General features: G+C 47.8%; 25 protein-coding genes, 10 tRNA genes, 1 rRNA gene and 1 riboswitch. Of the genes, 7 read left to right on the forward strand and 29 right to left on the reverse strand.

Annotation, left to right across the window (positions count from 1 at the left end; genetic code table 11):
* From AYO36_RS12705 to acpS, 20 genes are all read right to left on the reverse strand, one after another.
* Positions 1–109: ribosomal RNA gene (locus AYO36_RS12705) — 16S ribosomal RNA — on the reverse strand; the annotation flags it as partial.
* 134 nt (positions 110–243) lie between these two features.
* Positions 244–320, reverse strand: a tRNA-Ile gene (locus AYO36_RS12710).
* 18 nt (positions 321–338) lie between these two features.
* A tRNA-Arg gene (locus AYO36_RS12715) sits at positions 339–415 on the reverse strand.
* Positions 416–419: 4 nt separating this feature from the next.
* Positions 420–506, reverse strand: a tRNA-Leu gene (locus AYO36_RS12720).
* Positions 507–523: 17 nt separating this feature from the next.
* A tRNA-Lys gene (locus tag AYO36_RS12725) sits at positions 524–599 on the reverse strand.
* A 7-nt stretch (positions 600–606) separates the two neighbouring features.
* Positions 607–678, reverse strand: a tRNA-Gln gene (locus AYO36_RS12730).
* Between the two features lie 4 nt (positions 679–682).
* Positions 683–758, reverse strand: a tRNA-Asp gene (locus tag AYO36_RS12735).
* Between the two features lie 36 nt (positions 759–794).
* Positions 795–870: transfer RNA gene (locus AYO36_RS12740), tRNA-Val, on the reverse strand.
* 3 nt (positions 871–873) lie between these two features.
* A tRNA-Glu gene (locus tag AYO36_RS12745) sits at positions 874–948 on the reverse strand.
* Positions 949–997: 49 nt separating this feature from the next.
* Positions 998–1,089, reverse strand: a tRNA-Ser gene (locus AYO36_RS12750).
* A 7-nt stretch (positions 1,090–1,096) separates the two neighbouring features.
* Positions 1,097–1,171: transfer RNA gene (locus tag AYO36_RS12755), tRNA-Asn, on the reverse strand.
* Between the two features lie 149 nt (positions 1,172–1,320).
* Positions 1,321–1,761, reverse strand: a complete 441-nt coding sequence (locus tag AYO36_RS12760; protein WP_064300644.1) for a SprT family protein — start codon at positions 1,759–1,761, stop codon at positions 1,321–1,323.
* Positions 1,758–3,878, reverse strand: coding sequence for a Tex family protein (locus AYO36_RS12765; RefSeq protein ID WP_064300645.1), 2,121 nt, complete (start codon positions 3,876–3,878; stop codon positions 1,758–1,760). The genes AYO36_RS12760 and AYO36_RS12765 overlap by 4 nt, the downstream gene beginning before the upstream one ends.
* A gap of 63 nt (positions 3,879–3,941) precedes the next feature.
* Entirely contained in the window at positions 3,942–4,739 is a 798-nt protein-coding gene (sigB, locus tag AYO36_RS12770) for an RNA polymerase sigma factor SigB (protein ID WP_023469620.1), read from the reverse strand.
* A complete protein-coding gene (rsbW, locus tag AYO36_RS12775) occupies positions 4,705–5,187 on the reverse strand; it encodes an anti-sigma B factor RsbW (protein ID WP_023469621.1) in 483 nt (160 codons plus the stop codon). Before rsbW ends, sigB begins: the two co-directional genes overlap by 35 nt.
* Positions 5,184–5,510 carry an STAS domain-containing protein gene (locus tag AYO36_RS12780; protein WP_023469622.1) on the reverse strand — a complete coding sequence of 109 codons (327 nt, stop codon included), beginning with the start codon at positions 5,508–5,510 and terminating at the stop codon, positions 5,184–5,186. Before AYO36_RS12780 ends, rsbW begins: the two co-directional genes overlap by 4 nt.
* Positions 5,511–5,704: 194 nt before the next feature.
* Positions 5,705–6,055, reverse strand: a complete 351-nt coding sequence (locus AYO36_RS12785; RefSeq protein ID WP_023469623.1) for a type II toxin-antitoxin system PemK/MazF family toxin — start codon at positions 6,053–6,055, stop codon at positions 5,705–5,707.
* 3 nt (positions 6,056–6,058) lie between these two features.
* Positions 6,059–6,283 (reverse strand): hypothetical protein, encoded by a 225-nt coding sequence (locus AYO36_RS12790; protein ID WP_023469624.1) that lies wholly within the window; start codon positions 6,281–6,283, stop codon positions 6,059–6,061.
* A 139-nt stretch (positions 6,284–6,422) separates the two neighbouring features.
* A complete protein-coding gene (alr, locus tag AYO36_RS12795) occupies positions 6,423–7,496 on the reverse strand; it encodes an alanine racemase (protein ID WP_050679020.1) in 1,074 nt (357 codons plus the stop codon).
* A complete protein-coding gene (acpS, locus tag AYO36_RS12800) occupies positions 7,474–7,854 on the reverse strand; it encodes a holo-ACP synthase (protein WP_050679019.1) in 381 nt (126 codons plus the stop codon). The genes alr and acpS overlap by 23 nt, the downstream gene beginning before the upstream one ends.
* 68 nt (positions 7,855–7,922) lie before the next feature.
* Between acpS and AYO36_RS12805 the strand changes: the two genes are divergently transcribed.
* On the forward strand, positions 7,923–8,663 hold the full coding sequence (locus AYO36_RS12805; protein WP_064300646.1) for a rhomboid family intramembrane serine protease: 741 nt from the start codon (positions 7,923–7,925) through the stop codon (positions 8,661–8,663).
* A gap of 432 nt (positions 8,664–9,095) precedes the next feature.
* Here AYO36_RS12805 and AYO36_RS12810 read toward each other — a convergent pair whose 3' ends face one another.
* The 3 genes from AYO36_RS12810 to AYO36_RS12820 are packed head-to-tail and all read right to left on the reverse strand — an operon-like array spanning position 9,096 to position 10,144.
* Positions 9,096–9,359, reverse strand: a complete 264-nt coding sequence (locus tag AYO36_RS12810) for a hypothetical protein (protein ID WP_023469628.1) — start codon at positions 9,357–9,359, stop codon at positions 9,096–9,098.
* Positions 9,360–9,378: 19 nt separating this feature from the next.
* Positions 9,379–9,879: a hypothetical protein gene (locus AYO36_RS12815; protein ID WP_023469629.1), complete on the reverse strand. Its 501-nt coding sequence runs from the start codon at positions 9,877–9,879 to the stop codon at positions 9,379–9,381.
* Entirely contained in the window at positions 9,869–10,144 is a 276-nt protein-coding gene (locus AYO36_RS12820; protein WP_023469630.1) for a 4a-hydroxytetrahydrobiopterin dehydratase, read from the reverse strand. Before AYO36_RS12820 ends, AYO36_RS12815 begins: the two co-directional genes overlap by 11 nt.
* A 163-nt stretch (positions 10,145–10,307) precedes the next feature.
* Between AYO36_RS12820 and AYO36_RS12825 the strand changes: the two genes are divergently transcribed.
* On the forward strand, positions 10,308–10,841 hold the full coding sequence (locus tag AYO36_RS12825; protein WP_064300647.1) for a cysteine hydrolase family protein: 534 nt from the start codon (positions 10,308–10,310) through the stop codon (positions 10,839–10,841).
* 17 nt (positions 10,842–10,858) lie between these two features.
* On the forward strand, positions 10,859–12,310 hold the full coding sequence (locus tag AYO36_RS12830) for a nicotinate phosphoribosyltransferase (RefSeq protein ID WP_029342847.1): 1,452 nt from the start codon (positions 10,859–10,861) through the stop codon (positions 12,308–12,310).
* Positions 12,311–12,360: 50 nt separating this feature from the next.
* Here AYO36_RS12830 and AYO36_RS12835 read toward each other — a convergent pair whose 3' ends face one another.
* On the reverse strand, positions 12,361–12,687 hold the full coding sequence (locus AYO36_RS12835) for a hypothetical protein (RefSeq protein ID WP_029342848.1): 327 nt from the start codon (positions 12,685–12,687) through the stop codon (positions 12,361–12,363).
* A gap of 142 nt (positions 12,688–12,829) precedes the next feature.
* On the opposite strand from AYO36_RS12835, the gene AYO36_RS12840 reads away from it, so the two are divergent.
* A complete protein-coding gene (locus tag AYO36_RS12840) occupies positions 12,830–13,321 on the forward strand; it encodes a YwpF family protein (protein ID WP_050678476.1) in 492 nt (163 codons plus the stop codon).
* Here AYO36_RS12840 and AYO36_RS12845 read toward each other — a convergent pair.
* Together AYO36_RS12845 and AYO36_RS12850 are read right to left on the reverse strand one after the other, a co-directional pair.
* Positions 13,318–13,908, reverse strand: a complete 591-nt coding sequence (locus tag AYO36_RS12845; RefSeq protein WP_064300648.1) for a histidine phosphatase family protein — start codon at positions 13,906–13,908, stop codon at positions 13,318–13,320. The two genes, AYO36_RS12840 and AYO36_RS12845, sit on opposite strands and share 4 nt — an antisense overlap.
* Positions 13,909–13,925: 17 nt before the next feature.
* Positions 13,926–14,915 (reverse strand): alpha/beta hydrolase, encoded by a 990-nt coding sequence (locus AYO36_RS12850; protein WP_064300649.1) that lies wholly within the window; start codon positions 14,913–14,915, stop codon positions 13,926–13,928.
* A 169-nt stretch (positions 14,916–15,084) separates the two neighbouring features.
* Between AYO36_RS12850 and AYO36_RS12855 the strand changes: the two genes are divergently transcribed.
* Positions 15,085–16,098, forward strand: coding sequence for a metal ABC transporter solute-binding protein, Zn/Mn family (locus AYO36_RS12855; protein ID WP_064300650.1), 1,014 nt, complete (start codon positions 15,085–15,087; stop codon positions 16,096–16,098).
* Between the two features lie 69 nt (positions 16,099–16,167).
* A riboswitch (SAM riboswitch) is annotated at positions 16,168–16,272 on the forward strand.
* An 81-nt stretch (positions 16,273–16,353) separates the two neighbouring features.
* A complete protein-coding gene (locus AYO36_RS12860) occupies positions 16,354–17,664 on the forward strand; it encodes a Na+/H+ antiporter NhaC family protein (protein WP_064300651.1) in 1,311 nt (436 codons plus the stop codon).
* 43 nt (positions 17,665–17,707) lie between these two features.
* On the opposite strand, the gene AYO36_RS12865 is transcribed toward AYO36_RS12860, so the two are convergent.
* Positions 17,708–17,911, reverse strand: a complete 204-nt coding sequence (locus tag AYO36_RS12865) for a hypothetical protein (RefSeq protein ID WP_064300652.1) — start codon at positions 17,909–17,911, stop codon at positions 17,708–17,710.
* 157 nt (positions 17,912–18,068) lie between these two features.
* Between AYO36_RS12865 and AYO36_RS12870 the strand changes: the two genes are divergently transcribed.
* The gene (locus AYO36_RS12870; RefSeq protein WP_064300653.1) at positions 18,069–18,881 is read left to right on the forward strand and encodes an aldo/keto reductase; all 813 of its coding nucleotides are present in this window, start codon (positions 18,069–18,071) and stop codon (positions 18,879–18,881) included.
* 342 nt (positions 18,882–19,223) lie between these two features.
* On the opposite strand, the gene AYO36_RS12875 is transcribed toward AYO36_RS12870, so the two are convergent.
* Both AYO36_RS12875 and AYO36_RS12880 read right to left on the reverse strand, forming a co-directional pair.
* Positions 19,224–19,685 carry a hypothetical protein gene (locus AYO36_RS12875; RefSeq protein ID WP_029342856.1) on the reverse strand — a complete coding sequence of 154 codons (462 nt, stop codon included), beginning with the start codon at positions 19,683–19,685 and terminating at the stop codon, positions 19,224–19,226.
* Positions 19,686–19,771: 86 nt separating this feature from the next.
* Positions 19,772–21,217, reverse strand: coding sequence for an alanine/glycine:cation symporter family protein (locus AYO36_RS12880; RefSeq protein WP_064300654.1), 1,446 nt, complete (start codon positions 21,215–21,217; stop codon positions 19,772–19,774).
* Positions 21,218–21,372: the final 155 nt, after the last annotated feature.

Here is a 21,372-nt window from a genome sequence, read left to right on the forward strand (position 1 = left end):
ATTCCACTGCCTTCCCTCCGAAGAGTTCCGTCAGTTTCCTGCGCTCGACTTGCATGTATTAGGCACGCCGCCAGCGTTCGTCCTGAGCCAGGATCAAACTCTCCATGAAGTGTTTGACTTGCTCGTTGTGTGACCGAAGTCACGATTGACGAAGCTTGCGCTTCATTCGTTTTTGTATTCCGTAGAATACGATTTTTGCCTCATCGTTCAGTTTTCAAAGTTCGTCATTGTTTGTTTTGAAAATGGTGGGCCTAAGTGGACTCGAACCACCGACCTCACGCTTATCAGGCGTGCGCTCTAACCAGCTGAGCTATAGGCCCGTCAAAGCAAACAAAATATGGTGCACCCTGAGAGATTCGAACTCCCGACCCCTTGATTCGTAGTCAAGTACTCTATCCAGCTGAGCTAAGGGTGCGATATGGTGCGGTCGAGAGGACTTGAACCTCCACGATGTTGCCACCACTAGGCCCTCAACCTAGCGCGTCTACCGATTCCGCCACGACCGCAAATATGAAATTAAAAATGGTGTGTCATGCAGGATTCGAACCTGCGACCCTCTGATTAAAAGTCAGATGCTCTACCAACTGAGCTAATGACACATAAAAACTGGGCTGGAAGGGATCGAACCTTCGCGTGCTGGAATCAAAATCCAGTGCCTTACCACTTGGCTACAGCCCAAAAATGGCGGTCCTGACGGGATTCGAACCCGCGATCTCCTGCGTGACAGGCAGGCATGTTAACCGCTACACCACAGGACCGCAATTTGAAGTTGTAAACAACTCTTTAAAAAGAAATGGTGGAGGATGACGGGATCGAACCGCCGACCCCCTGCTTGTAAGGCAGGTGCTCTCCCAGCTGAGCTAATCCTCCATATGGTGACCCGTACGGGATTCGAACCCGTGTTACCGCCGTGAAAGGGCGGTGTCTTAACCGCTTGACCAACGGGCCATATCGTAATTAATAATTATTCTCAAGAAACATTTTCACATAAGAGGTCTGGCGGAGATGGAGGGATTCGAACCCTCGCACCAGTTTCCCGGCCTACACCCTTAGCAGGGGCGCCCCTTATAGCCACTTGGGTACATCTCCAAAAGAATGGCTCCGCAAGTAGGATTTGAACCTACGACCTACCGGTTAACAGCCGGTTGCTCTACCGCTGAGCTATTGCGGAACGTTACGTTCTGTTCGGAACACTTTTATATAGTAGCAACTTTTTTTCTTTCCGTCAATGCTTTTTTAAAAAAGTTTTTAGCGACGATAAGTTGTTTAGTTGCTGTCGTTTTGACGACTTCTATAATTTATCATGCTCCGAAATGAACGTCAACTACTTTTGTAAAAAATCTTTCCACGACATCGACCACATCGATATCTTTCCGTATTCATGCGTCTTTTCCTTCTATATAATGTGCTGCATTTCTCACATTCATAAAGATAGGATTTTTTTTCGTCTTCTTGTCTTCTGGGACTGTATCGAAGCCCACCATAGCGCTCTAACCATTCCTTGAAGTCTTGATCTTGATGACGGTGTCCCATTCCTGCTAGATGTAAATGATAGTGACACAGTTCATGAATCACGATTCCGCGGAAGACTTTCATGTCATCGATATATCGTTTATTGAAGTCTAAATGATGATCGCCTAAGAAATAGCGACCACCTGTCGTCTTCAGCCGTGGATTAAAATAAGCTTTATGTCGAAACGGTAAGGAAAATACGTCGAGCGAAAGTTGCTCGACGTATCGTTGTAATTGTTCATTCGTCATTTCGGCGGAACCAGTGTCAAACCAATCCGTCCCCGCTCTGGTTCAACATTCGTCACCCATACTGTCACGATATCCCCGACAGCGACGACATCAAGTGGATGCTTGACACGTTTACGACTGAGCTTCGAGATATGAATTAAACCATTCTCTTTCACTCCGATATCAACGAACGCACCAAAATCAAGAACATTTCGGACCGTTCCTTGGAACTCCATCCCGACTTGGATCATATCCATCGATAGAACATCGTGGCGGAGCAACGGTTTATCGAGCGCTTCCCGAGGGTCACGACCCGGACGTTGTAACGCTTCGATGATGTCACGTAATGTCGGCTCTCCGATCTCGAGCGTCTGTGCCATCTCCGGTAATGACAATGTAGACAATTGTTCCCGCACCGCATCCGTTCCAACTTGATCCAGCGTTAAGCCGAGTGTCTTAAATAACTTCTCGACTGTTTTGTACTGTTCCGGATGAATCGGCGTCCGGTCGAGCGGATGCGTACCTTCTAGAATTCGTAGGAATCCTGCTGCCTGTTCATATGCCTTTGCACCAAGACGAGGAACTTTCAATAATTCCTGACGCGTCTTGAACGTCCCAAGTTCCGAGCGGCGTTCGACGATTTTTTTCGCCGTCGCCTTCGTGATTCCTGCGACATAACTCAAAAGCGGTTCTGACGCTGTATTAACATCAACTCCGACTTGGTTGACGACCGTCTCGACGACAAAATCAAGCGTCTCCTTCAGTTTTGTTTGCGAGACATCATGTTGATATTGACCGACTCCGACAGACTGCGGGTCGACTTTGACAAGTTCAGCCAGTGGATCCTGCAGGCGACGCGCAATCGAAATCGCGGATCGTTGTTCAACCTGAAGCTCTGGGAACTCTGTCCGGGCAATCTCTGAAGCGGAATAAATACTTGCCCCTGCCTCGTCGACGATCGTAAAGGCGATATCTTTTTGCCCCTGCATCCAGTCCGCAACGAATGCTTCTGTTTCCCGCGAAGCTGTACCATTGCCGATCGCAATCAATTCGATCCCGTATGTATCGACGAGCTGCGAAAGAGTTTGACGTGCTTCTTTCGCTTTTTGTTCTGACATCGTCACGTAGATGACGCCGACTTCTTTCATTTCACCTGTCGGATCGATGACTGCCCACTTACATCCTGTCCGGTAAGCCGGATCCAGTCCCAACATGACTTTCCCTTTCATCGGTGGCTGCATGTAGAGTTGGCGGAGGTTCTTACCAAAGACGTCGATTGCTTGGAGCTCTGCCTTTTCCGTCAGTTCATTTCGAATTTCTCGTTCGATGGCAGGAAAGACGGATTTTTTATAGCCCGTCGTGATCGCTGCTTCGACGATATCACGTTTCTTTGGCGCCAGTTGTGCGTAGGAACGAAGCAATGTCGGTAAAACCTGTTGTTCCTCTAACACGACTTTCACAGAAACGATTTTCAATGCTTCCGCACGGTTAATCGCAAGAATCCGGTGCGGAACGATCTGTTGGATCCGCTCACTGTAGGCATAATACTGTGCAAAGACGCCTTTTTCATCGACTGCATCCTTTTTCTGTTTCGTGACGATTTCTGCTGAACGGCGCATTTGCTTACGAATGAACTCACGCACCGTCGCTTGTTCGCCCCACTCCTCGGCAATGATCGATTGTGCCCCAGTCAGCGCTTCTTCCGAATCCAGCCCATTGCTCAAGCGATGGAATGTCGCTTCATCATAAGCAGACTTGTCGCGGAACCAGTCGGCAAGTGGTGCAAGCCCTGCTTCCCGTGCGATTTCCGCTTTCGTCCGACGTTTTGGTCGAAATGGTAAATAGATATCTTCGACTTGCTGTAACGTCGTCGCTTCTTCAAGTGTTCGACGAAGTTCCGGCGTCAGTCCACCTTGTTCCTCAATCTTTTCAAGGACGTCGCTCCGTCTGCTTTCAAGTTGCGTTAATTGTTTATGTCGATCGAGAATCGCTTTGATCGCGACCTCATCGAGTTCACCTGTCTGTTCTTTCCGGTAGCGGGCGATGAACGGAATCGTACCGCCTTCTTCCGTCAATTGTAAGACTGCCTTCACTTGCGCAGGACGTACATTCAATTCACTTGCGATTCTCTTTTCCATCTGCTTCACCTCTCATTCATTATACCGAAGAACGCATGGAAAAGAAAAAAGACTGACACGAGGTCAGTCTTTTGAGAATACTTCATTTGGTTCAACTTTGATCGCTTCACGTAACTTCTGCAAAGCACGTCGTTGGAGACGGGAAACGTGCATTTGTGAAATGCCGAGTAATTCGCCCGTTTCTTTTTGACTCATATTGCGGTAGTAGGCACATTCGAGAATCGAACGTTCGCGGTCCGTTAAGACAGCAAATGCCTTTTCAAGAATCAGACGCTGATCGACGGAGTCGTAGCCGTTTTCTTGATTCCCGACGAGGTCGAGTAACGTAACAGTACTACCTTCCTGATCTGCCTCAATCGAACTATCGACGGATAATGCTTGATAGCTTTTACCCATCTCAAGTGTTTCGAGGACTTCCTCTTCCGATACTTCAAGACGCGCAGCAATTTCATCAATGCGCGGAGAGCGTTGCAACTCCGTCGTCAATTCTTCCACTGCTTTCTTGATTTTCGGTCCGAGTTCCTTGATGCGACGTGGAACGTGAACGCTCCATGTCTTATCGCGGATGAAACGTTTGATTTCACCGATGATCGTCGGAACAGCAAACGACTCAAAACTGCGACCGAATTCTTTATCGAAGCGGCGAAGCGCTGCGAGCAACCCAATCATACCGACCTGAACGAGATCGTCATGAATCGGTCGACCACGCGAGAACTTCCGGGCCAAAGCTTCTACCAAGTCTGAATAACGCTCGAGTAATGCCGCATGCACTTCCTCATCTTGGTCGTCCTGCTGATACAAATCAATCAGTCGAAGTACTTCATCATCACTGTGATGGCGTTGTTGAGACTTTGCTGGCACTTTGACCCACCTCATCTCTATTCATATATTTTGTCATATGGACAGTGACGCCGTTCGCTTTCTCGATCGTTACTTGATCCATCAACGCTTCGATCATCAAGATGCCGAGTCCTCCTTCATGCAAGGAATCGAGATCGTGTGCATCCGTAATCGGTTCACTTTGGCGTTTGACCTCATCTTTATCGAACGTAATGCCGTTATCCTTGACGACAATCTCAAGACGATCATCTGGATAGACGTTACATGTCAAGGCGATGCTACCATCTTCTTTTCCTTCGTACGCATGTTGAACAGCGTTCGCGCATGCTTCCGAGACAGCGATCTTGATATCTTCGATGTCATCATACGTATATCCCATCCGGTTCGCGACGCCTGAAACCGTCAAACGAGCAATGGCTACATATTCCGGTTTTGCCGGTAATGTCATGTTTAGTTGTTCGTTCTTCATTGCGTTCCACCTCTTACACCACTATCAATTGTAATGATGCTTGAAAGACCTGTGATTTCGAATAGACGACGGATGCGTTCAGAAACGCCGACGAGCGTGAACGATGTACCGTTCTTTTTCGCTGCTTTGAGCGCTCCGACGAACACGCCGAGACCTGTCGAATCCATGTAGTGTACTTCGTCCAAATGGACGACGACATCGTTTGTTTCAACTGCCGGGACTAGTTCTTGGCGAAGCTTTGGTGCTGTATACGTATCAATCTCACCTGCGATATAAAGATGCGTCTGACCGTCAAGCTGCTCTGTTTTAATTGTTAAATCCATCTTCAAGTTCCTCCTCAAGGAAAATCTGTCTATGTGGTCTTGCTATTCATCCTACCTCATCCCTTTATAAAAAGGTCACTTGGGTATGTTTCCCCGAAGTGAAAACTTTAAAACCTATTTTATAAAAAAAGAGGTCAAAAAAAGTCGCATACGCTAGTATCGACTCTTCTTGTGTTGCGCTTCTATGTAAGTGCCTAAAAATCAACCAAGCCTAAGCTGATTGCGACGGCACTATTTACCTTCATCATCGTGTCTGGATCTAGATGTGTGACTTTATCCGTTAGACGGCGTTTATCAATTGTCCGGATTTGCTCAAGTAAGATGACCGAATCACGTTCTAATCCGTGTCGCTCTCGATATACTTCCACATGGGTCGGTAGTTTGGCTTTGTCGATCTGTGCCGTGATCGCAGCCACGATGACTGTCGGGCTGAATCGGTTACCAATATCATTTTGTAGAACAAGCACGGGACGAACTCCCCCTTGTTCCGATCCGACCACAGGTGACAAATTTGCATAAAACACGTCGCCACGTTTGACTATCAAAGCTTACACCCCGCTTACTTGACGTAGGAGTGAGAACTCCGCCTCCGTTTCAATCTGGAACATTTCGCCAACGATCGATAAATTGATTGCTGCCATTTCTTCGTAACCACGCTTCAATTCCTCACGTAGCTGACGCTTGCGTTCTTCGGTCGTATGGTTCGACTTCATCCCAATCGTCTCCTTCGCTACATTTCGCTCAACAAACTGCATTTCCCGTTGTTGGACCAAGATAATGGCACCTCCAGATTCACTGAAACCTTAACGAACGACTCACTTTCTACTTCAATATATCAGTCGAATTCAGAAAATACAATCAAAATTCAAACAAATAACATATTTTTGCCATCTTATTGATGTCTTGTACGAATCATTGACGCGGAACACGCTTAGAGAATTGACAGAGAACTTCATAGTTGATCGTTCCGAGCCAATGGGCTGCTTCCTCGATCGGTGCCCCTTCTCCAATCAGGATGACTTCCGTTCCAATCGGATATTCCCGCGGTAAACGAATCATGAGCCGATCCATGCAGACACGACCGACGATTTCGCACGGTAGACCGTCTACGATCAACGAATAGCCTTGGAACTTGCGTGACCAGCCATCCGCGTAACCGATCGGAACGGTACCGATCCATTCATCCGTCGGCGCTGTATAGGTCGCTCCGTAACTAATCGTTTGACCCGGTTCGACTTGTTTGACCTGCATCAGACGACTTTTCAGTGAAAACGCTGGCTTTAAGAATTCGTAATGTCCTGCCATCTCATCCGACGGCATCGCCCCATATAACGCGATACCGACTCGTACGACGTTAAACGGCGCTTGACCTGCTAAACGAATCGCTGCCGCCGAATTGGCACAGTGGACGTAACGGATATCCGGTACTAGTGCGACATACGATAAAAATGTCTTGAGCTGGCGCTCGAATAACTGACTGTTCAACTCGTCAGCGGTCGCGAAATGCGTATAGATGCCTTCGAGCTCGACGAGATCATCATCGCACTCAGCAAGAATTCGCTTCAACTCATCGACATGTTGTAGTCCGAGTCGTCCCATTCCCGTATCGATCTTGATATGCAAGCGGAGATGATCGATTTCCGTCAAATGACGTTTCGCTTCCTGAAGCCAATCGGCTGAAAAGACAGGAACGGCGACATCATAATTCGAAGCGACTGGTGCATGTTCTGGTAGTAAGGCTTCAAGCATCAGGATCGGTGCTTGGATGCCCGCTTCGCGTAACTCGATCGCTTCTTCAAGGAGTGCGACAGCGAGTAAGTCGGCTCCGTTCTCAAGAGCGATCTCAGCGACTGTCACTGCCCCGTGACCATAGCCGTCCGCTTTGACGACCGCCATCACCTGTTGCTCGCCCATCCGTGTTTTGATTTCGCGTATATTATGTGCGATCGCTTCCCGATCGATTTCAATCCAAGTTGGTCGGTACATCCCATTCCCTCTTCTCTAATAAGACTTGCGCAGATGCATAATGCTCAGAATGTGTGATCGAGACGTGGATGACGCCATCGAATGGTCCACTCATGATCGGTCGCCCTGTCTCATCGTTTAAGACTTCAACGTCTTGCCAAGAGACTTCTTTTCCGACGCCGGTTCCGAATGCTTTGACGAACGCTTCCTTTGCGGCGAAACGTCCAGCGAGATACTCGATGCGACGATGTCCCGAGAGCGATTGAAATCGTTCCTGCTCTGCCTGGGTTAAGATTCTCCCAGCAAAACGTGGCTGTCGCTCGAGCGTTTGCTCGATTCGATTCAGTTCGACCAAATCGATTCCAATTCCATAAATCATCTGAGACGCCTCCACAGTTCTATTCTTCGCCATCTTCATATAGAATGAAGATGAAGCGAGGTGTTGTCATGTTTAGTCGAACGGAAAACCTACAAACGTTCACACGTTCTTATCCGGTCGTTTCGTTGTTCATTTTAATCCAAGTTGCACTGTTTGTCATCGAACAGTTGGGCCCACTCCTTAATCTGACATTCTCTCCTCTAAATGCAGGGGCATCCATCAATCTCTTAATTGAACAAGGTGAATGGTGGCGTGTCGTCACAGCAACGTTCTTGCATTACGATTTTTGGCACATTGCGTTCAATACGTTTGCTCTCGTCATCTTCGCTCCACCGCTTGAGCGGATGATTGGTCACGGTCGATTTGCAGCCTTTTACTTGCTCGTTGGTACGCTGGCGAACATCTTGACGTACTTCACGAAAATCAATGAACCATTTTATGGTCAAGCTGGAGCATCGGGTGCCATTCTTGGTTTGCTTGGTTTTTATGTCTACTTGAGTCGATTCAAGCGGACGGTCATCCTAGCAGATGATACACGTCTTGTGTATATCTTCACTGCGGTCACGGCAGTCTTTACGTTGCTCGGATCGAACGTTGCTGTCTTTGGTCATTTGTACGGTTTCGTCCTCGGATTCCTCTTTGGATTCGTCTTTGGTAATCGCGCCGTTCCATTCACACGTCCGTTTCAAACCGGTCGTCGTTCGAGCGGTGGACCTGTCTTCGTAAGCGGTTCTGGTCAACTCGGTCGGATCTTCTTCTATATCATCATCGCGTTTGCCGTACTCGGATTATTCTTCCGCTACTTGTAAACCAGCATACAAAAAGAACTCCGCTACACACTCGAGTTCTTGCAGATTGTAGATAAAAGGGCTGACTCAAAAAATGACGCATCTTTTCACGCCCTTTCCTCAGGCGAGACACAAGCCAGTTTTCCCGCTCCATTCGAGCAGGAAAACGGGTCTTGTTTGTCTCTGACAGCGCAAAATCGCGCTTTTTCATGTAGGAGTGGCGTATGACGCGTCATTCTTTTGATACTTGGAAGAAGGATTAGAGAAGTATTTTGTTCTCTCGACATCGCTTCCTAGGGAAAAACAAGCAAGAGCGACCCTGAAGCGGCGCGATGCTTGTCCCAGGAAAACGATGCGAGACGAACAAAAAAGCGTAATCCTTCTCGTTAGAGAAAAATTACACTTTGTCTTCAGTCTCAAAGGACTCCGCTACACGCGTGAGTCTTTTTTTGCTTATTTGCGAAGTACTTCTGCTAAGTCCTTCACGTCGTCAATCAGGTTATGGATCGTCTCCTGATTGTCCGTATAGAGTGCTTTTAATTCCTCAAAGCGCCCTTTTGGATCTTGTTTGACGGCAGACAATTGTGTTCCTGCGCCGCTGAATGTCCGTTTCACTGCTGCAAACTGCGCTTGGCGCGTATCTTTATGCAGTAGTGATAAAGTAGCGCCGACAAGTGCGCCACCGAGTGTTGCTACGACAAAATAGTTCTTCTTCATCTGTTAGTCCCCCTGCATCTCACTCATTTGTTGGTGGTACGATTTGATACCGTTTCATGACGGGAGAAGGCGCGAACGACTTCCCTGCCTCTTCAGCATACTGGTCTACCGTAAGACGTTCAACTGATTTTGCATAACGAGCTCCGTCCCCTGTCTCTTGGAACTGAATCAATAAGGCAAGATCCGTTCCCTTCTCGACACGTCCAATCCGAAATGCCTGGAAGCCACCATATTCTGCTCCGATGACTTTCGGATTCGACATCACTTGATGTACGAATAGATCCCCGCTATTTTGATCTGCCGGAATCGACCAGTAGAAGAGACTGCCTTCGTCCGAAAAATTGCCACGTGATTCAAGCAACGTATAGGTATTGCCACTTTGAAAAGGCGATTTCGAGTCTGTTTCCATCCAGAGGATAGCATCGCCGCTTCCGCTAGCGACACGAATATGAGCATCACGGGAACGAATTTGTTCAACGAACGAACCGCTACCGAATGTAATCGAAAGTTTAGATGGCATCACAGGCCTCCGCAAGTTGAAAGTCTTTTTCCGTCAATCCGTTTTCATCATGAGTCGTCGCTGCAAGTGTGACGTTTTTATAGTCGATCACGATCCGTGGATGATGATTCAAGTTTTCAGCGATACTTCCGACTTCCTGTACGAAATCCAGTGCCGCAGGAAACGATGCAAGTGTATAAGTCCGGACGATTTCATCATCCACGACACTCCAATCCTGCAACCGCTCAAGACGCTCTTCCACTTCATACTCATTCAACCTAGCCATCCCTTTCTCCTCCTCTACTATCATTTTCGTCCTATACCTTATACCCCATTCTTTTACTTCTCTATACCTGTTTGTATCCGATTTCTTCCTTTTGCCTTCTGTGTGAGATAGAGTACAATGTGAAAGAGAACACTAATTCAAAATCGGAAAGGGGCTTACGCATATGCGCGCTCTGATTGTCATTGATTACACGATCGATTTCGTTGCTGACGAAGGAAAGCTGACTTGTGGAAAACCAGGACAAGCGATTGAAGATCGAATTGCTACGTTGATGGAGGAGTTTTCAACGGAAGACTACGTCGTCATCGCCAACGATATTCACGAAGAAGGCGATACATTCCACCCGGAAACCGTCCTCTTCCCACCACATAATATCCGCGGAACACATGGACGTGATCTGTTCGGGAAAGTCGCAGCCATGGCACGGGTCGCCGATCACGTCATCGACAAGACGCGTTATAGTGCGTTCGCCGGGACGGACCTCGATTTACGCTTGCGTGAACGCGGTATCCGCGAAGTCCACCTCGTCGGTGTCTGTACGGATATTTGTGTCCTTCATACAGCTGTCGATGCCTACAATCTCGGGTATCGTATCGTCGTCCATGCCGATGCGGTCGCAAGCTTTAACGCGACTGGTCACGAGTGGGCGCTTACACATTTTAAACAATCGATCGGCGCAGAAGTCGTCGGCGAATAAGAAGGGATCTGTCCGTCATGTTACAACGTAATCTTGCACTCCATACCGATCTGTACTTACCACGGTGGATGTATATCTATTGGAAAGAAGGACGTCATAATGAACGTGCCGTCTTTGATGTTTACTACCGTTCGAATCCGTTCGCAGGAGGCTATGTCGTCTTTGCAGGTCTCGAAAATATCATCGAGTATATTCAAACACTCCGTTTCACGGAAGAAGATATCACGTACTTGCAAGAGATGATTGGCTTCCCGGATGAGTTCAAGGATGAACTGCGTCAGTTCAAGTTCAATGGCTCGATCTCAAGTGTCAAAGAAGGCGAAATCGTCTTCCCGAACGAACCATTGATTCGGATCGAGGCACGCATCTTTGAAGCGAAGCTCTTACAGACCGCGATTCTGAACATCGCGAACCACGAATCGCTCATCGCGACGAAGTACGCACGTATTCGTCAATCGGCTCCCCGTGCGAAGTTCCTCGAAGCTGGTGCCCGTCGCGCGCAAGGCATCGATGCCGCTTACTTCGGAACGCGTGCTTCGTACCTGGCTGGTTTTGACGTCACAAGCCTTGCTTCAGCAGGACGCGACTTCGGCATTCCGTGTGGTGGAACGATGGAACATGCTGACATTCAATTCCACGATGACGAATTGACGGCATTCCGGACATTCGCTTCTCATTATCCGGATCAGGCGACATTACTCGTCGATACGTACGATACGCTCAAGAGTGGTCTTCCGAATGCGATCACGGTTGCGAAGGAGCTCCAAGCCAAAGGGCATAAACTGCGTGGCATCCGGATCGATTCTGGCGACTTATCTTACTTGTCAAAACGTGCCCGTAACATGCTTGACGAAGCTGGCTTCCCGGAAGTCGACATCGTCTTGTCAGGGGACCTCGATGAGTACGTCATTCAGGACTTACGCATCCAAGGTGCCCAAGCCAATACATTCCTCGTCGGAACACGTGGTATTACAGCTTACGAACAACCGGCTCTTGGGATGGTTTATAAACTGGTCGCGCGTGAAGTAGATGGCGAGCTCGCACCCGTCATCAAAGTATCCTCGTCAAAAGCCAAGACGACGACACCTCACATCAAAGAAGTCTATCGCATCATTGATCCGGTGACGGATAAGTTCAAAGGCGATTACGTGACGTTGATGGACGAAGATCCGTCGACACTTGAAGCTGTCGATCTCATCGACGTCCGGGACCCATCGTTCCGAAATCGCATCGAACAGTTCAAGGTCGAGCGGTTACTTGAACCAATCTTCAAAGATGGAGAACTGGTCTATACGGTCCCAACGATTGAAGAAAGTCGCCACTTCCACGAAACACAGATCGGTCGTCTGTGGGAAGAGTACAAACGGCTGCGGTTGCCAGAGATTTATGCTGTCACATTCAGCGATCGTCTCTGGAAGCTCAAACTCGACATGATTCGGGATACTCGACTGGCAAGTGGGTTAAAATAAGACGCCAAAAAGCGCCGTTCTTCCTCCATCGGGATGAACGGCGCTTTTTCTCATGTTAATCCTGCTTCGTTTCCGACAGGTGTCATTTCTGTTGGCGCTTGTTCCATCTTCTTACGAAAGTACCATGCGAAGCCAAGTGCACCTCCGATGAAGACGATATACGTGATGCGTTGACCGAATTCAGCTAAGGAATCCGCGTAGAAAATACTGATTAAATGATCACTTCCACTAATGAGTAGCAAACAGGCAATCAGGAGCGCAATGCGATATGCAAGCGTCGGGCGGTCTGTCGGTTCAGCATGCCAATACATGATGATATGGTGGGCAAGTAGAACGATACCCAGGATTCCTAATATTCCAATGAGTACTTGCGGCATAATGAACGATCCTCCTGTTTAGTAGTATCTAGTCTTATTTAAACATAGTTCATACGAATTTCGTCAGGAAAAGTTTCCCGTCTTACATTCCTCACGGTATACTGTAGGAAAATCGTAAGCGATCAAGGGAGGGCATTTTTTCATGAAAACCTTTAAGTTATGCACATTACGCATTTTAATGGATGAGTCAGGACGTGATACGACGATTCCCGTCGCCATTCAGGACGGATTGACGGTCAGTACCGAACAGACGGCACAGTGGGTTGCAGAAATCGTCGTTCCTCCAACGGATCAGCCGATCGTCGATGAATTGTTCACAAAACATTTACGTGCTTTGATTGAAATCACGATCTCACGACCTGATAATGACCCTGCCGCGATGATCGTCACGCCTCTCGAACGGACTGTCTTAAGCGAAAACGTCTCGTATGTCTTCACGGGTAAGATGGTCATGATGAAAAATGATTTATCTGAATCGATTTTACGCGAAGTCGTCGAAGATGGATTCGCTGGCGAAGAACTCGTTCAAGAGTATAAGGATCGTCGTTCGAAACGTGGCGCCCATATCACAAGCATCGCTAAAGAAACATTCAAGCAATATTTGACAGAGCATCCGAACGCACCCGTTTCTTAAGGTTTTTCGACCTCATCCGTGATGTGATCCGCTACGTTGATTCGGTCAATCGTATAGTGATCCGTATGCTGGATATAATTCGCACACGCGTTTTTCAAAGGTGTCCGGTAACTGAACGTCTCATCAATCGATGATAAGGCTGCCTTGATCGTATGCGAGTGACAGACGATTAGAATTCGTTTCCCCTCATACATGCGTGTCACTTCCTGTAGCGCCTCGAACACGCGGTCCTGGATGGCTTGTTCCGTTTCAAGACCTGGTACAAGTGTCGTATCGTTCGCTTGAACGGCTTCGTAAATCGCTGCGACCGGTTCACCGGAAGCGGCTCCGAATTCGCGTTCGACAAGTCGCTCGTCTGTCGCTGTGATCGTTAAACCAACAGCACGACCGATGATTTCCGCTGTCTCAACGGCACGCGACAAGGGACTTGCTAACAAGACATCCCACTCTTCATTCGATAGATAAGCGGCGCTGAGTTCCGCTTGTCTTCTTCCTGTTGCATTTAACGGAATATCTTCTCTTCCTTGAATCCGTTCGTTTAAGTTCCAATCCGTCTGACCATGCCGCACTAAACAAATTTCAGTCATGTCTCTGTCTCCCTCATTTAAGAAATATGACTGATTGTATCATGTTTTCCATTCGGAAGTTGTCGCGGTGCCAACAGTAGCACCTGACAGGTGAAACGTTCAATTCGTTCAAGCAATCGCTCAATCTTTAACGGATTTTCCGTCTGAGCGAAACTGGCAAGTGAGTGGGTGCCATTTGGGAAGGAAAACAAACGAACATCGGCTCCGACATCCGCTCCCTTCTCAACGAAATGCAAGGCTTGAGAAAACGGAACAATCGGATCTTTTTTCCCATGCAAGAGCATGATGGGCGGGGCATCCGACGATAAATGTGTGACAGGTGAGACGTGCGTCATCAGCTTGCGCCATTCTTCTCGTCCCCCCTTGTAGAACTTAATGTGGGCAATCCAAGTCTGAATGAAATTAAACAACAAAAAGTTCGTCGGTGGATATAAAGCGATCACACCACTGATCAATGGCATGTGGCGCTCATCACGCTCACCAACGAAAGCAGATGGGGCAAGTGCCGTCGTCAGCATGAGTGCGGCTCCGGCTGAGTCTCCCCATACCATCATCCGTCCTCTTAGAATGCGAAGACCCTCTGCTTCCTTATTCAAAAAACATAACGCATCCCGTACATCTTCGAGGTTATCCGGAAAATAACTGCCCTCTTCGAACAAACGATACTCAATACTACAGACGGCAACTCCGAGTTCAAGCAGACGGTCGACGATTGGACTAAAGCAGAACATGTCATCGCGTTCTCCACGAACGAATGCACCACCGTGTGCATAGATGGCAACTGGAAACGGTCCTTCTCCCGGTGGATAATAGAGATCGAGCTGTAAGATGCGGTTTCCCACCTGTTTGTAGGTGAGCGTCCGCGGTGCAAGTTGTTTTTCTGTGAGTGGCAAGGCGGGTTCGGTCCATCGAAGCAATGCACCATAATTGTTCCAGATACTCGCTCCCGCTGCTGCCGTCGTCAATAACGCAGCTCCCCCCATTAGCCATGCAGTTTCACGTTTCACTTGATCACCTCCAAAAGACGTGCCAGTTTCTTCACTTTATTATCCTTCTACCCCGTTTTAAAAGAAGTCGAACGTCTCGGTATTCGTACTTGACGCCTCATCGGCGTTCCGCTATAGTGAGAAAGTCCAAATCGTAATAGTTACGTTTTAATAATGGAGGTATCATATAATGAAAAAAATCATTCCTGCTTTAACGGTCGCCTTCGCGAGTGCAAGTGTCCTCGCTGCTTGCGGTTCAAATACCGATTCATCGACTTCAGATAAAACCCAGACAGAAGTCTATGCATCAACGTTCGCGACGGCTGCTATTGCCCGTGAAATCGGTGGGGATCAAGTCGACGTCAAGATGATCGTCCCACCTGGAGCAGACCCCCACTCTTACGAGCCAACGTCAAAACAACTCACTGAGATTGCCAAGGGCGACTTGTTCCTCTTAACCGGTACGACGCTCGAGCCGTATTCGAAAAAAATCCAGGAGAGTCTAAAAGGCACGGATGTCCGCTTCGTCGAGACGAGTAAGGACATCAACTTGCTAGAATCGGATGCTACACTTCATGCACATGAAGAAGAAGGGCATACAGAAGACGAACATGCCCACGAAGAAGAAGGGCACGATGATCATGCAACGGATGAACATGCGCATGAAGAAGAGGGTCATGACCATGGAAAATACGATCCACACGTCTGGCTCGATCCTGTCAACGCAAAAGCAATGGCACGCTCGATTACAACTGCTTTATCAAAAGAAGTACCAAAAGACAAAGCAACATTCGAGAAAAACTTAAAAGCGTTCGATCAGCAAGCTGATGAATTGGACGAACAATTTAAACAAGCCGTCGCTGATGGATCGAAAAAAGAACTTCTCGTTACGCATGCCGCTTATGGTTACCTCGCAGAACGATATGGTTTCACACAACTACCGATCGCGGGAATTTCTCCTTCCGATGAACCGTCACAAAAGCAACTGGCCGCTTTAGTGAAAGAAGCACGGATGCATGATTTGAAATACGTCGCGTTCGAAGAGACGGTCTCACCAAAGGTCGCACGTGTCATCCAAAAAGAAATCGGAGCTGAATCCGTGACGATTCATAATCTAGAGTCGGTCACGAAAGCGCAACAAAACAGTTCTTATTTCAAGTTGATGGAAGAAAACGTCCAAACATTGAAAAAGGCACTTCAGTAAAGTACAGTTGACACGCGTTACTCAATGCGGTACGGTAAGAAACGTGTTTTACAACAATTGAATGACTTCTTTTTATCGCGAGAAACGGAGGGACTGGCCCAATGATGTTTCGGCAGCGGACGATTTGATTCGTACTGTGCCAAATCCAGCAAGCGAAAGCTTGAGAGATAAGAAGAGCGTCTTTATTTCATAAAGACCTCCTTCTTTCTTGCGAAGGGGTCTTTTTTTGTATCTTTGAGAAACGAGGTGTCAACAATGAATGAAACGATCACGCCTAACAAATGGGCACTGCTTCCTCTCGTCGTATTCCTGGTCCTCTTCATCGGAGCCGGGATCTTCTATGACGACTTTTACAAATTTCCGATCCTTATCGCCGCACTGATCGCTTTGATTTTTGCTGCAATCACGACGAAAGGATCGATCAATCAAACGGTTGAACGAATTGCAACGGGTGCCGGAAATCCCGATATCATGATCATGGTCTTCATCTTCTTACTAGCCGGTACGTTTTCTGGAACAGCAGAAGCAATCGGTGCCATCGATGCGACCGTTAATGCCGCTTTGACGTTTCTACCTCCATCGCTCCTCATGAGTGGTCTGTTCATCATCGCTGCCTTCATCTCGATGGCGATGGGGACATCTACCGGAACGATTGCTGCACTCGCACCGATCGCCTTCGGTATTCATGAAGCGACAGGCATCAACGTTGCGATCGCAGCGGCTGCTGTCGTTGGTGGATCGATGTTTGGCGATAACTTGTCGTTCATCTCGGATACGACGATTGCTGCCGTCCGAACCCAAAAAACGAACATGCGCGATAAATTCCGGACGAACTTCATGATCGTCCTACCGGCTGCTATTTTGACGGTCATCCTGCTCGCATTCGTTTCCGGTTCTGGTGACGTCGTCGAAGCAAAAGCCTTTGAATTCTACAAGTTGATTCCATATCTCGCTGTCATCGTTCTTGCGATCTTCGGCGTCAATGTCATCCTTGTCTTAATTGGTGGTACGCTACTCACCGGCATCATCGGTATGATTGATGGTAGCTTCGGCTTGAGTGGATTCGTCCTCTCGATGTCTGAAGGCATGTTGGGCATGGCGGAGATCTCCATCTTGACGCTCCTCATGGGTGGTCTCGTCAGCTTGATTACGTTCAACGGTGGAATCGCCTTCTTAAAAGAGACGCTGACACGCAAGATTTCACAGCGTCGTGGTGCCGAATTCAGTATGGCGGCACTCGTCAGTGCAACGAATCTCGCGACAGCAAACAATACGATTTCGATTCTCGTCGCTGGACCACTGGCAGCTGAAATCGCCGATACGTATGAAGTCGATCGAAAAAAATCGGCGAGTATCCTTGATATCTTCTCTTGTGGTATTCAAGGCATCATTCCGTACGGGGCACAACTTTTGATCGCAGCAGAATTGACGAAAACGGCTTCACCGGAACTGATTCCGTATCTGTTCTATCCGTTCCTCCTCTTCGTCTGTGGATCAATTGCCATCTTCTTCGGCTTACCACGCATGAAGAAGACAGCGACGAAGCAAGAAAAAATTTCTTCGTAACCATAAAACAGGTCCAATCGCGTCGACGATTGGACCTGTTTTATTATTTATTCTGCTTCGCTTGTCGTTCTAAGATTAAGTAAGCGATTGCCGGAAGCGGGAACTGAACGAGTCCAGCGCCTCCCCACACCCATGGATTACGTCCTGACTTTCGCGCACTAAGAAACAGACCCACTGCCTGCGTTACTAACAAGGCGCCAATGCTAAGCCAAGTACATTTGGATAGCTGTTTATTCTTTTGAGCCATCTTTTCTCCCCCTCTTTTAACACACGATTAAATCTCACGATTCTTTTCTATTTTACCTTATTTCATTCCTCCATGAGCATGGAAACGGACGTCTTCGTTCGTTCATGCTAAACTAAACGAGCAAATCTAAACTACGTTTTATGAGGAGGAGTAACACATGCAATACGCAAAACTTTCAAACGGTATTACGATTCCCCAAATCGGATTCGGTGTCTGGCAAGTAGATGAAGAGACAGAAGCACCTGCTGCTGTCGCTGAAGCATTACGTGTCGGCTATCGTCATATCGATACGGCTGCTGTCTACAAAAACGAGCGCGGTGTCGCAAAAGGAATCAAGGAAAGCGGCGTGAAACGTGAGGATCTCTTCTTAACGTCAAAAGTCTGGAACGATGATATTCGTGCCGGTCGGACGAAGGAAGCATTCGCAGAATCGCTCGAACGTCTCGAAACAGATTATCTTGACCTCTATCTTATCCACTGGCCGGTCGAAGGCTATATCGAAGCGTGGAAAGCAATGGTTGAACTGTATGAAGCAGGCAAGATCAAAGCGATCGGTGTCTCGAACTTCAAAGAACATCACCTCGATACATTGGCAGAAGAGGGCTTGATGGCACCAATGATCAACCAAGTCGAGTTGCATCCACAATTACCGCAACACGAACTGCACGAATACTTGCAAGATCACAACATTCAAGTCGAAGCATGGAGCCCACTCATGCAAGGGAAATTCCTCGAAATCAACGATTTCAAGGAAATCGCAGAGAAACACGGCAAGACACCTTCACAAGTCGTCTTACGTTGGCATCTCGACAACGGCATCGTCGCTCTTCCAAAATCCGTTACACCAGAACGCATTGCGGAAAACTTCGACGTCTTTGATTTCCAACTCGATGCTGATGATCTTGAGAAAATTGATCGTATCGCAACGGATGTCCGCCTCGGACCGGATCCGGACAAAATCGATTTTTAATCTGGCGATTCACATAAAAGATGAGGCTGACTCAAAACTCCGTTTCCACAAAGAGAAGGGTGGCAGAACGATGATCTGCCACCCTATCTCGTAACAAAAAGAATGACGCGTTTCACGCAACTCCTACAGGAAAAAGCGCATCTTCTTTGCGCTGTAAGACAAACAAGACCCGTTTTCCTGCTTGAATAAAGCAGGAAAATTGGCTTGTGTCTCGTCTGAGGAAAGGGCGTGAAAAGACGCGGCATTCTTTTTTGAGTCAGCCTCTTGGTTCATCTGAACGACGAGAGACCCGTTTCCAGTCTACGACTCGGAAGCGGGTCTCTTTTTTATGCTTTAAGCTGTTCAGACATAATAAATTAAAATCGTATCTTCCGCTTCTTCTGCCTTTTGAAAATAGGCACGTAAATCGGCGAACTGTTCCCAGATATCCTCGAATTCGCCCGGTGTTCCGGCTTCATCATGAATCGAAGCGAGTGCCCGTTGATCAAAATTCCGCATCACCTCAGCCGAGATGATGAGGAGTGGCAAGGGCAGAATACCGACAATCGCCGCTTTCTCCTCATTGACGATCAACTCTTCGCCAACGATCGCTCGTCCCAGGTTGTAATGTGTGTCTTGATCAATATAGATATCGATTTGATTCATCAAATGATAGATGGCGTTCGTCTGTTCGAGGGCGAACAATTGTTCATGATCGGGTTGTGTCTCATGAATGAATAAAATCCAATCCATGATGATGTGGGGATCGTTTCCGAACGACTCCCAGACCGCATCCGTGACGCGGACGAAATGTACGTTTTCCATTCTCCCCCTCCCTTCTGTACTCTGTATTCCCTTTTTAAATTCGTTCTATACAAAAAAAGAGCCAGATTTCTCTGACTCCCTTTTCCTTAAATTGCTTTTTCGTCTTTTTCTGATTCTTGCCATGCTTCAAGCGCATCTTTCCCCGGCAAGTTCGGAATCGAGTCCGCATAGAATCGTGGCTCTTTTCCAGCTTTTCGTTGCCCGACATAATCTTCGAGCGCTAGTTTCGCGATTTTCGAGAGACGGAAGATCGCATACAAGTTAACGATCGCCATCAGTCCCATGAAGATATCTGCCAACGCCCACACGAGGTTCGCCGATTCAACGAGTGAACCGAAGACGATCATGACGAGAACGAGTACACGATACGCCATCAAGACTTGTTTATTTTCACGGATGAAGTTGATATTCGATTCACCGTAGTAGTAGTTTCCGACGACAGAACTAAAAGCAAAGAGGAAAATCGCGACGACCATGAATCCTGTCGCGAGTGATCCCACTTGTGATGCGAGCGCACCTTGCGCTAAGTCGATCCCAGCTACCGGTTGACCACTAGCATCCTTTGTTGCCACTCCACTGACGAGAACGATCATCGCTGTCGCCGAACAGACCATCAACGTATCAACGAAGACCGCAAACGATTGAATCAACCCTTGTTTGACCGGGTGAGAGACTTCCGCTGTTGCCGCCGCGTTCGGCGCTGAACCCATACCGGCTTCGTTCGAGAACAAACCACGACGAATCCCGTTCAAAAGTGCTGCACCTACTGCACCACCTGCGAGTGTCTTGAATTCGAATAGACCTTCTTGGAAGATCAATTTAAAAATACTTGGCAGTACTTCAAGATTCGTCGCCATGATGTAGAGTGCGATCAGAATATAACCACCGGCCATGATTGGTACGAGGAACGACGCGACGGTTGCGATACTACGGACGCCACCAAAGATGACGAGTGCCGTCAGCACGACTAGTCCGACCGTAATCCATGTCTTATCAAAGCCGTATTGATTTTGAAGTGAAAGCGAGATCGTATTCGATTGAACGGAATTGAAGACAAATCCGAATGAGATCGTAATCAAGATACTAAATAAAATCCCTAACCAACGTTGACCGAGTGCTTTCTCCATATAATAGGCAGGGCCCCCACGCCATGCCTTATCGTCCCGTACCTTGTAGATCTGCGCGAGTGTACTCTCGACGAATGCCGATGCCGAACCGATCAAGGCGATCAACCACATCCAGAAGACCGCTCCTGGTCCACCGAGTGCGATCGCTGTCGCGACACCCGCGATATTACCAGTACCGACACGTGCTGCCGTACTAATCGCGAATGCTTGGAATGGCGACACGCCGTCTTTCCCTTTATCCGTTCCTTGGAACAGTAAGCGTAACATCTCCGGTATCATCCGGAATTGAACGAACCGCATCCGGAATGTAAAATAAATGCCTAATCCGATGAGTAAGATGATCAGTACGTTTGTCCATAACATATCACTGATTCTACTGACTACATCCATTACCTGCTTCTCCATCCGATTCCCTCCACTTCCACCACATAGTTTCTCTTTTTAGATGTAAACTTTTTTCACATGTGAATTATCATACGCAATTTTTTTTGAAAAATCAAACTCATCTATACCTCAGACGACAAAAAACGTGTCAAACCTCACATCAGATGTCAGGTTTG

Origin of the sequence: Exiguobacterium sp. KKBO11 (assembly GCF_001644945.1) — a bacterium.
Taxonomy (GTDB): Bacteria; Bacillota; Bacilli; order Exiguobacteriales; family Exiguobacteriaceae; genus Exiguobacterium_A; species Exiguobacterium_A abrahamii.

Coding starts and splice junctions, on each gene's coding strand:
- AYO36_RS12835 (WP_029342848.1), bottom strand. CDS start 12,687: ATGCCGCAAGTACTCATTGGAATATTAGGAATCCTGGGTATCGTTCTA.
- AYO36_RS12765 (WP_064300645.1), bottom strand. CDS start 3,878: ATGGAAAAGAGAATCGCAAGTGAATTGAATGTACGTCCTGCGCAAGTG.
- AYO36_RS12870 (WP_064300653.1), top strand. CDS start 18,069: ATGCAATACGCAAAACTTTCAAACGGTATTACGATTCCCCAAATCGGA.
- AYO36_RS12840 (WP_050678476.1), top strand. CDS start 12,830: ATGAAAACCTTTAAGTTATGCACATTACGCATTTTAATGGATGAGTCA.
- AYO36_RS12865 (WP_064300652.1), bottom strand. CDS start 17,911: ATGGCTCAAAAGAATAAACAGCTATCCAAATGTACTTGGCTTAGCATT.
- rsbW (WP_023469621.1), bottom strand. CDS start 5,187: ATGAAGAACGAACAACTAAACATGACATTACCGGCAAAACCGGAATAT.
- AYO36_RS12805 (WP_064300646.1), top strand. CDS start 7,923: ATGTTTAGTCGAACGGAAAACCTACAAACGTTCACACGTTCTTATCCG.
- AYO36_RS12825 (WP_064300647.1), top strand. CDS start 10,308: ATGCGCGCTCTGATTGTCATTGATTACACGATCGATTTCGTTGCTGAC.
- AYO36_RS12810 (WP_023469628.1), bottom strand. CDS start 9,359: ATGAAGAAGAACTATTTTGTCGTAGCAACACTCGGTGGCGCACTTGTC.
- AYO36_RS12820 (WP_023469630.1), bottom strand. CDS start 10,144: ATGGCTAGGTTGAATGAGTATGAAGTGGAAGAGCGTCTTGAGCGGTTG.
- AYO36_RS12780 (WP_023469622.1), bottom strand. CDS start 5,510: ATGGATTTAACAATTAAAACAGAGCAGCTTGACGGTCAGACGCATCTT.
- AYO36_RS12830 (WP_029342847.1), top strand. CDS start 10,859: ATGTTACAACGTAATCTTGCACTCCATACCGATCTGTACTTACCACGG.
- AYO36_RS12760 (WP_064300644.1), bottom strand. CDS start 1,761: ATGACGAATGAACAATTACAACGATACGTCGAGCAACTTTCGCTCGAC.
- AYO36_RS12880 (WP_064300654.1), bottom strand. CDS start 21,217: ATGGAGAAGCAGGTAATGGATGTAGTCAGTAGAATCAGTGATATGTTA.
- AYO36_RS12875 (WP_029342856.1), bottom strand. CDS start 19,685: ATGGAAAACGTACATTTCGTCCGCGTCACGGATGCGGTCTGGGAGTCG.
- AYO36_RS12855 (WP_064300650.1), top strand. CDS start 15,085: ATGAAAAAAATCATTCCTGCTTTAACGGTCGCCTTCGCGAGTGCAAGT.
- alr (WP_050679020.1), bottom strand. CDS start 7,496: ATGTACCGACCAACTTGGATTGAAATCGATCGGGAAGCGATCGCACAT.
- AYO36_RS12860 (WP_064300651.1), top strand. CDS start 16,354: ATGAATGAAACGATCACGCCTAACAAATGGGCACTGCTTCCTCTCGTC.
- acpS (WP_050679019.1), bottom strand. CDS start 7,854: ATGATTTATGGAATTGGAATCGATTTGGTCGAACTGAATCGAATCGAG.
- AYO36_RS12845 (WP_064300648.1), bottom strand. CDS start 13,908: ATGACTGAAATTTGTTTAGTGCGGCATGGTCAGACGGATTGGAACTTA.
- AYO36_RS12815 (WP_023469629.1), bottom strand. CDS start 9,879: ATGCCATCTAAACTTTCGATTACATTCGGTAGCGGTTCGTTCGTTGAA.